Source organism: Pseudomonas sp. GXM4, from assembly GCF_008923895.1.
GTDB lineage: Bacteria > Pseudomonadota > Gammaproteobacteria > Pseudomonadales > Pseudomonadaceae > Aquipseudomonas > Aquipseudomonas atacamensis.
On record NZ_WBRZ01000333.1, the window covers coordinates 1 to 5,304 of the forward strand.

Genomic DNA, 5,304 nt, shown 5'->3' on the forward strand with positions numbered 1-5,304 from the left:
TTTTGTTCCTTTTAGAAAAGGGGACGATGAAGGGGAAGCTCTCGTCGATATGAATCTTTCAGACGACGGTCGAATTACTATTTGCGGGAGATACGTGCTGGAAAAATCCGCATGGATGGTGCGTTATATTTGATTTTGACGTTGCGCCCCACGCATCAGCGAAGGCGATTGACTGATCGAGCCTGATCATCATCGTCAAAAAACGGGATGATTATAAAACTTCGTAGTCGTAGATGTCGTATGACACAACTGCGGAGGTTCACCGATGAACAGCAAAACCCTAATCGCCAGCCTGGCCCTTGTTGCGGGCATTGCCGGAATCACACCCATTGTTCAAGCGGCGCAAACCTCCAGCGAACCCGCCGTGCAATCGCCGACCAGCGACCGCCAGCTGAAGGTCAACGACCGCGCTCCAGAAATGTACCAGCGCGACGACAAGGCTTTGAAGAACTGGAAAGCCAAAGGTCTGAAAGCGCCGATCGACCAGGCGCAGTGGGTGCAGATCAATGACAAGTACGTGATGGTGATGATCACCAACGGCACGATTGTCGAGATGCAGCCGGTCGAGAAATAGCTTGATCGCGGGGGAGAGCGTTTACACAAGCTCTCCCTTGTCCCACAGACTCACTAATTCCCCCGGCGCCCGGTCCTCCGGCACCTTCAACACCATTTCCCCGGACTGATAGCGCACTTCAATCTGGTAGAAGCGCTGATCCCCACGGCCCGATTCGCTGCTATCGAGTGGCAGGCAACCTTCGAGCACCGAGCAGATCCTGGAACGCTGATTGATGTCGCACTGGGCAAATTCGATTTCCCGTGGGCGGCTCAGGCTGTGAATCGCTGCAACGCCACCCTGGCGAGATACGCGCAAAACGGAATCTTTATCCAGCTCGGGTAGCGTTTTCATACGGTCTCCTCGGATTATTCGATACCGACCTGTGCCCAGGCTTGCTGCACTGCGTCGGCTGCTTCGGCGCCGAAGCGCTCGCCGGCGTGGTTGATCGTCAGTTTTGCGAACGCGTCGAACGTTGCGTCCTGTTTCAAACGGTCGTCGCACAGTGTGTCGTACCAGATGCGTCCGGCTTTTTCCCAGGCGAAGCCGCCAAACGCTCGGGCTGCGAGGTAAAACGCGCGGTTGGGAATGCCGGAGTTGATGTGTACGCCGCCATTGTCTTCGCTGGTGATGACGAACTTGCGCATGTGATCCGGTTGCGGATCCTTGCCCAGCATCGGGTCGTCGTATGCCGTGCCGGGGTGCGACATCGAGCGCAGGCCCTTGCCTTGAATCTGTGGCATCAGCAGGTCGGCGCCGATCAACCAGTCTGCCTGCTCGGCGGTTTGGCCAAGGGTGTATTGCTTGGTCAACACGCCGAATACATCCGAGAGCGACTCGTTCAGCGCGCCGGACTGGTTGGCATAAATCAGCCCGGCTTCGCTTTCGGTGACGCCGTGGGCCAGTTCATGGCCGATGACGTCGAGCGAGCGGGTGAAGCGCTGGAAGATTTCGCCATCGCCGTCACCGAAAACCATCTGCGCGCCATTCCAGAATGCGTTTTCGTAGGCTTGCCCGTAATGCACGCTGCCGATCAGCGCGAATCCCTGATTATCGATCGAGTCGCGACCGAGCACCTTCCAGAAGAAATCATAGCTGGCGCCCAGCGCATCGTAAGCCTCGTCGACTGCCGGATCCCCCGATGCCGGCTGGCCCTCGAGACGCACCGGCATGCCCGGCAAGAGCATTTTGTTCTGCGCATCATGCACGCTGCGCCGCGCCAGGCCAGGCTTGCTCGCCTCCGGCAGAATCGCCCGCGCCGGCGGCTGCGAAGGACGGCCGGGGTTGGGCAGCAGGCTGCGCACATGATTGAGCGTCTGCATCGCGGCGTTGCGCTGCGGCTCGGAACCGTGGGCAATGATGCGGTTGAGGATGTAGGGCGGGATGAAACTGCGCAGCAATCGAGAGTCGGTCATCTAAGCATCCTTGTCGTCATACGATGTCGATACACATGTGAGCGGCAAGGCGTGTTTTCGGTTCCATGGATTGCCATCGACGCCGGATTCTGCGAAAAACGCCGCCTGCGAACATCTCAAGAGCCAACGACATGACAGACGAACTGCAAATCATCGACTTGCAAGCGGGCGACGGCAAAGCCGCGGTGAAAGGCGCGCTGATCACCACCCAATACACCGGCTGGCTGGAAGACGGCACTGAATTCGATTCGTCCTGGAGCCGGGGCAAACCGTTTCAGTGCGTGATTGGCACTGGCCGGGTGATCAAAGGCTGGGATCAGGGCCTGATGGGCATGCAGGTCGGCGGCAAACGCAAATTGCTGGTACCGGCGCATCTGGGGTACGGCGAGCGGACCATGGGCAAGATCCCGCCGAATTCGAATCTGGTGTTTGAGATTGAGTTGCTGGAGGTTTTGACGCGGGAGGATTGAAACGGGGAGTTTTTAGCACAGGACTAAGAGTGATGGATATTTGGCAAGTAGTCTCGCAAGTCACCGATTGGCTGATTGAAAAGCATGGTACGCGTGGTAGATCAAGCTACAACTACATGTACGTATTGTCCGTCGCCGCTGGAGTGGGCAGTTGGGTGGCTAGTAAAGAACTGCTTGCCAAGCGCAAAAAGCTCAAAGCGAAGGTGGCTGGCAATCTGCAGTTCAAGCCAATAAGCGTGACCTCTTTTTCTCAGGAGAATGGGATGGCAATAAAGGTAACCGGGACACTTGTTCAAAAGGATGGAATGTTTATCGTAACTTTGGTTCGTCAGGACGATGCGTCCAATATCGAGTCATCCAGTGGAGCATTGCATTCGCTGGATGACGTCGACGGTTACCTTCGAACTCACACGACCTTTGTGCTCGCTGACTTCCGCATATAGGTCAATCGACGACTGTCCTAAACAGATCGTCAGTCAGGCCCATTGCAATGTAGGACCTGACGGAAAGCAAATGTCCACCTCCAGCCTTGCAGCAGCTGACAGGTTGACCAATGCATCGAGCGAGAATTTGTCGATTTTCCCGTTGAGTACATCATTGAGGCGCGGCTGCGAGATTCCCAATCTCTGTGCCGCGTCCTTTTGAGGGAGCTCCCACGCTCGAATGGTTTCGCAAAGCGAACGCATGAGCTTGGCTCGCAAACGCATGTTGGCGGCTTCCTGAGGCGTGTCCTCCAATGCATCCCATACACTGGAAAATCGTTGGGATGAGTCTTGATGTTCCTTCATGGCTTAACCTATTTCCTGATATCTGGCGCGGGCCAGTTCTATGTCTCTGATTTCCGTTTTACGCGTGGTTTTGTGCATGGCGTGAAGCACATAGATTGCTTCAGGTCGATTGACTACATAAAACACGCGAAACGCCCCTGAGTCCTCGGTGATCCTGATTTCGTTGACACCGCGTCCTACGGTTTTCATAGGGCGCCAATCGAGTGGGGCATCACCCTGTTGCAACAGGTCCAGCTGAAACCCCGCCGCTCTTCGGGCATCAACCGGGAACGCTTTAAGATCTTTCAACGCGCTCCCCACGAACACCACATCCTTGTGTTTCGGCATCGGCTAGTCCTGTGTCAAAAGGAAAAGCGTAATAGCTGAACGTAAGCGGCGACGGTGAGTTGTATTGCAAGAAGTGCCAGTGCGCGTTTGATTTTCAGGTTATATCAGAATCAATATAAAGCAAGCCGCATTTTCCGTTTCACAATTTTCACCGCGAGCGTTTCTGCCGGCCTGGCCGTCAACGTCAGCGCTTAAAACGCTGTGGGATGGAGCGAAAGCTTGTTGCTTCGCCCAAACCGCTCCCGATAAACCGACGGCGGTACGCCCACCACGCTGCGAAACGCCACACGAAAACTCTCCACCGAGCGATAGCCGCAGCGTTGGGCGATCTGCTCGGTGTGTTGATGGGTGCTCTCGAGCAGCTCCCGCGCTCGCGCCAGGCGTTCATGTTGCAGCCAGGCCTTGGGCGTTTGCCCGCTGGCTTCGGTGAAGCGCCGCAAAAACGTGCGCTCGCTCATCGCCGCTTCACTGGCCAGATCGCGGACTTCCAGTGGTTCGTGCAGGCGTTCGCGGGCCCATTGCATGACGCGCGACAGGTCGCTGCGGGGTGTCGGGCTGACCGGGGTGGGGATGAATTGGGCCTGGCCGCCGGTGCGCTGTGGCGACATGACCAAGCGCCGCGCGACGGCGTTGGCGACCTGCGTGCCGAAGTCGCGGGTTACCAGATGCAGGCAGGCGTCGATGCCGGCGGCGCTGCCGGCGGAGGTGATCAGCTGACCGGCGTCGACATAGAGCACGTCCGGATCGACCTCGATCGCCGGGAAGCGTTGCGCCAGTTCACCGGTGTAGCGCCAGTGCGTGGTGGCGCGGTGGCCGTCGAGCAGGCCGCTGGCGGCGAGCACGAACACGCCCGAGCAGATCGACAGCAACCGCGCGCCTCGGTCATGCGCCCGACGCAACGCGTCGATCAGCGCAGGCGGTACCGGGGCATTGCGGTCGCGCCAGCCGGGAATGACGATGGTGCGCGCTGCGGCGAGCAGTTCCAGGCCGCCATCGGCCAGTACCTGAATCCCGCCCATGGCGCGCATCGGGCCTGGATCGACTGCCGCTATCGCATGCGCGTACCAGGGAAAATCGAACTCTGGCCGGGCCAGGCCGAAGATCTCCACGGCAATGCCGAACTCGAATGTGCAGAGGCCGTCGTAGGCCAGAATGGCAACCAGATTGGGCTGAGTGGGCATTTGGCGGAAAACTCCCGGTCGGTGTCTTGCGCGCCACTGTAGCGGCTAGCGCCGTCTCGATAAAGTCTGTTCATCCCCACAGACAAAGGAGCAACACAACATGACCAGCCTGGTTCGCGAAATTCCCGCCGCGCCTTCGGCGATTGCCCTGATGCATTTCAGCAATCGTCTGACCTTCGAAACCGATTGTTCCGACGTGTTCAGTAGCCAAGAGGCCGGGGAGGTCGATTTTGTTCTGGTGGATGTGCGCGGCCCATTGGCGTTCGAGCGCGGCCATGTGCCCGGCGCGATCAATATCCCGACCCGCTTGCTCACGGCGGAGCGCTTGGCCGATTACCCGAAAAGCACGTTGTTCGTGGTCTATTGCGCAGGGCCGCATTGCAATGGGGCGAACAAGGCGGCGGTGAAGCTCGCGGCATTGGGCTATCCGGTCAAGGAGATGATCGGCGGTGTCACCGGATGGCTGGATGAGGGTTTCGAACTGAGCGTGGCGTCAGTGGCCAATACACCTGTCGCCTGCGAATGCTGACGTTTCTGTAGGAGCTGCCGGAGGCTGCGATCTTTTGATCT

The 5,304-nt window shown here is 58.1% G+C and carries 9 protein-coding genes; 4 read left to right on the forward strand and 5 right to left on the reverse strand.

Features of this window, described 5'->3' with window-relative positions; translation table 11 throughout:
- Positions 1-265 precede the first annotated feature (265 nt).
- Positions 266-574 carry an RcnB family protein gene (locus F8N49_RS25200; RefSeq protein ID WP_130901745.1) on the forward strand — a complete coding sequence of 103 codons (309 nt, stop codon included), beginning with the start codon at positions 266-268 and terminating at the stop codon, positions 572-574.
- 21 nt (positions 575-595) lie between these two features.
- On the opposite strand, the gene F8N49_RS25205 is transcribed toward F8N49_RS25200, so the two are convergent.
- Together F8N49_RS25205 and F8N49_RS25210 are read right to left on the reverse strand one after the other, a co-directional pair.
- A complete protein-coding gene (locus tag F8N49_RS25205; protein WP_130888707.1) occupies positions 596-907 on the reverse strand; it encodes a protealysin inhibitor emfourin in 312 nt (103 codons plus the stop codon).
- A gap of 14 nt (positions 908-921) precedes the next feature.
- Positions 922-1,968, reverse strand: a complete 1,047-nt coding sequence (locus F8N49_RS25210) for a M4 family metallopeptidase (RefSeq protein ID WP_110645530.1) — start codon at positions 1,966-1,968, stop codon at positions 922-924.
- 131 nt (positions 1,969-2,099) lie between these two features.
- Here F8N49_RS25210 and F8N49_RS25215 point away from each other — a divergent pair, with 131 nt between their 5' ends.
- The gene (locus F8N49_RS25215; protein WP_071172862.1) at positions 2,100-2,438 is read left to right on the forward strand and encodes an FKBP-type peptidyl-prolyl cis-trans isomerase; all 339 of its coding nucleotides are present in this window, start codon (positions 2,100-2,102) and stop codon (positions 2,436-2,438) included.
- Positions 2,439-2,470: 32 nt separating this feature from the next.
- Entirely contained in the window at positions 2,471-2,881 is a 411-nt protein-coding gene (locus tag F8N49_RS25220; protein WP_071172861.1) for a hypothetical protein, read from the forward strand.
- 33 nt (positions 2,882-2,914) lie between these two features.
- On the opposite strand, the gene F8N49_RS25225 is transcribed toward F8N49_RS25220, so the two are convergent.
- The 3 genes from F8N49_RS25225 to ftrA all read right to left on the reverse strand — a co-directional run bounded on the left by F8N49_RS25225 (position 2,915) and on the right by ftrA (position 4,734).
- Positions 2,915-3,226 carry a helix-turn-helix domain-containing protein gene (locus F8N49_RS25225; protein WP_071172860.1) on the reverse strand — a complete coding sequence of 104 codons (312 nt, stop codon included), beginning with the start codon at positions 3,224-3,226 and terminating at the stop codon, positions 2,915-2,917.
- 3 nt (positions 3,227-3,229) lie between these two features.
- Complete coding sequence (locus F8N49_RS25230; RefSeq protein ID WP_024013362.1) at positions 3,230-3,553, reverse strand: type II toxin-antitoxin system RelE/ParE family toxin; 324 nt, start codon at positions 3,551-3,553, stop codon at positions 3,230-3,232.
- 191 nt (positions 3,554-3,744) lie between these two features.
- Positions 3,745-4,734, reverse strand: a complete 990-nt coding sequence (gene ftrA, locus F8N49_RS25235) for a transcriptional regulator FtrA (protein WP_151553047.1) — start codon at positions 4,732-4,734, stop codon at positions 3,745-3,747.
- Positions 4,735-4,834: 100 nt separating this feature from the next.
- Here ftrA and F8N49_RS25240 point away from each other — a divergent pair, with 100 nt between their 5' ends.
- A complete protein-coding gene (locus F8N49_RS25240) occupies positions 4,835-5,263 on the forward strand; it encodes a rhodanese-like domain-containing protein (protein WP_151553049.1) in 429 nt (142 codons plus the stop codon).
- Positions 5,264-5,304 lie beyond the last annotated feature (41 nt).